Genomic DNA, 2,411 nt, shown 5'->3' with positions numbered 1-2,411 from the left:
GGAGCCAAAAAGCTTTACAGTTATGATAGTCAAACCAAGGGTTGGAAAGACATAAGCCAAAGTGGTGTGACCTATCAAGCACATGAGGATAATCGATGGTCCTTCGCCTTATTTGGTAAAAGAATTATTGCGGTGAATAAAAATGATAAACCACAAGTCTTTAATACCCATAGCTCTGAACGGTTTGAAGATTTAGGAGGCAATCCACCGAAAGCCAGTTTGGTTAAGGTTTGGGGACCCTTTGTTTGTTTGATGCAATTGACAGATTATCCCAATCGCATCCATTGGTCTGGTTTAGATGATGCAACCCATTGGAAGGTTAAAGAGAAAAATTGCGATTTTCAAGATTTTCCAGATGGAGAATATGTTCAAGGTTCTACGGAATCCACCAATCCCCTTATTTTTATGCGCTCTGCGATTTATGCAGGAACCTTTGTTCCGGGTTCTAAAATTGTCTTTGCTTTTCAAAAGATCCAAGACAAGCGCGGAGTGCGCAGTGCAGCCTCTATAGCATGTCGAGGGAGTGATGCTTTTTTTGCGAGTGATGGTGGCTTTTATCAGATGAGTGCTGATGGTCAACTTTTGCCGATAGGCTTTGAGAAGGTTGATAGAACGGTTTTTAAAACTTTTGATAAGTTTGCTCTTGATGAGATGCAAGGAGTGATAGACCCCATTGATAACCGGATTTACTGGTCAATAAAGAGAGGCAATAACGAGCAAACGACCTTTGTCTATGATTGGGGATTGCAGAAATGGTCGACACTACAGGGGAAGCCTTTCACATTGTTTCCAGTATTTACGACAGGTTATACTTTAGAACAGTTAGATGAGATCTCGATCAATCTTGAGACATTACCGGCTTCTTTAGACAGTCCTCGTTGGCAAAGTGGCGCCCCCATGCTTGGTGCTTTTGATGATGAAAATAGACTTGTTATGTTTACAGGCGCTCCAATGGAAGCAACGGTTGTTTCGCAAGAATTGGGAGCACCAGATGGAAGTTTTAACTTTATCACGAAAATGTTTGCCGAAGTTGATACGACGCAAGGTCTTTTAAGCATAGGGGAACGTCGGCTTCGTAATGATCAGACACCGATTACATGGCACAAGGAGAGGGCATGTTCTTATCTTACGGGTGCTTATCATGGTCGTTCGCGCAATCGTTATCACCGCTTTAAATTGCGTATTCCTGAAGGCGTTCATTGGAACCATATCACAGGGTTTAATGTGGATTTACGTCCTTTAGGCAGAGGATAATGGCAAAAGTTTTTTTGACCACGTCTTGGGATATGGAGCGTATAGCGCCTTATCTGGAAGACATCATTGCGTCGTTTCGCGAGTATGTGGAACGTTTTAAACATGAAATCACGTTGCAAGAGCTCCTTGAAGCGATTTGCAGTGGCAAGAAACAGTTATGGCTTGTTTTGGATGATGACGAGCGCTTTTTAGCGGCATTCACGACCCAGATACAGCAGACAGTTTTAGGAAAGAAGCGCGCTCTGATTTGTGAATGTAGTGGCAAGGGCGTTCTTGATCAAGTTGATAATTTGACATTTGTAGAGGATTGGGCGCGTGAGAATGGCGCTTTTGAGATAGAGATTTTAGGGCGTTTGGGATGGAAACGTGCACTGAACAAACAAGGTTATGGCATAGATATGCTTTATTATAGGAAGGAATTGTGACATGGGGAGCAGTAGACCAGCAACGACAGAACAGAAGCAGGTGCAGACAAGTGCCCCTCCCGCTTGGATGCAGAATGTCTTTAAGCGAGGTGGTGCGGATGCGTATAATCTGTATGATACAGGGGCGGGTGGGAATGTTTATGGTGGTCCTCGTGTAGCGCCGTTAAGTGATCAAACGCGCTATGGAATTGGTGGTCTTGGAAGTATTCCACAGCATTATCAAAATCGCTCTTTGATGAATACAATTTACAATCCAACGTCGACAGCAAGCAATCTTGGAAGAGTGGCTTCTGGTGATATAGTTGGACAGAATCCGTCTTTTAATGCTGCGCTTCAAAATAGCTTAGACCGTGTCAGAGATACGATTAACAGCTCTTTTGCCGGTGCGGGTCGTTATGGTTCTGGTGCACATACGGGTGTCTTGGCAAATGAACTTGGTGCTTTGTCTACAAGTGCTACAGCAGACCAGTATAATCGTGATGCGGATCGCATGATGCAAGCCAATGCCATGATAGACCAAGCCAATCAAAATCAATTGGGCGCCTCAAATAACTTCTTACAGGGTTATGGGAATGCCTATTCTAATGCCATACAAGGGGGAGGTGTACTTGATGCCCACAATCAGAGAGTTGTTGATGCCAATAGAGAACGTTGGATGGAACAAGACAATAGCGGCTGGAATAGGTTGAATATGCTTATGAACGCCGGTCATGGCTTCGCAAGAAATTACGG

3 protein-coding genes are annotated in these 2,411 nt (G+C 43.9%); all 3 read left to right on the top strand.

Annotation, left to right across the window (positions count from 1 at the left end; translation table 11 throughout):
* A partial coding sequence (locus ACFIMQ_RS09180) for a hypothetical protein (RefSeq protein WP_375703908.1) occupies positions 1-1,254 on the top strand: 1,254 nt, incomplete at its 5' end.
* Entirely contained in the window at positions 1,254-1,679 is a 426-nt protein-coding gene (locus ACFIMQ_RS09175) for a hypothetical protein (protein WP_375610955.1), read from the top strand. The genes ACFIMQ_RS09180 and ACFIMQ_RS09175, both read left to right, overlap by 1 nt.
* A gap of 1 nt (position 1,680) precedes the next feature.
* A partial coding sequence (locus ACFIMQ_RS09170; protein ID WP_375703907.1) for a hypothetical protein occupies positions 1,681-2,411 on the top strand: 731 nt, incomplete at its 3' end.

The organism is Bartonella sp. AD13SXNS (assembly GCF_042196465.1).
Taxonomy (GTDB): domain Bacteria; phylum Pseudomonadota; class Alphaproteobacteria; order Rhizobiales; family Rhizobiaceae; genus Bartonella.
The sequence above is the reverse complement of the archived record's forward strand: the minus strand, read 5'-3'. Positions and strand labels throughout refer to the sequence as shown.